This is a genomic window from Arthrobacter sp. PsM3 (assembly GCF_030433895.1).
GTDB lineage: Bacteria > Actinomycetota > Actinomycetes > Actinomycetales > Micrococcaceae > Arthrobacter.
In genome coordinates this window covers 1-393 of the sequence record NZ_JARUXE010000139.1, presented here as the reverse complement: position 1 = coordinate 393, position 393 = coordinate 1, and the positions used below count along the sequence as shown (strand labels likewise).

At 67.2% G+C, this 393-nt stretch carries 1 pseudogene; it reads right to left on the bottom strand.

From position 1 onward, the window contains the following. Positions 1–393 (bottom strand): annotated as a pseudogene (locus tag QCD75_RS21950) (pyruvate dehydrogenase (acetyl-transferring), homodimeric type); the annotation flags it as partial.

Here is a 393-nt window from a genome sequence, read left to right as displayed (position 1 = left end):
GGATCCGCTGGGCCTCGAGGGCCCACGGCACCGAGACGCCGGAGGCCAGGATCTGGCTTTGTGGCCCTTCCAGTTCCGACGCCGACACCCGGTGGATGCCTTTCAGCACGCCGTTGACGTCGAGGTTCTCAGGTTCGGCCGGCTGGGAGATCGGCTCGTTGTAGACGGTGAGGTAGTACATCAGGTTCCGGTCCGCGGACTCCGGGCCGTACATCCGTTCCAGGCCGTCCCGGATGATGTGGCCGATTTCGTACCCAAACGCCGGATCGTAGGTCAGGACCGCCGGGTTGGTGGCGGCCAGGATGGGCGAGTGGCCGTCGGCGTGCTGCAGGCCCTCACCGGTCAGTGTGGTGCGCCCGGCGGTGGCACCGATGATGAACCCGCGGGTCATCT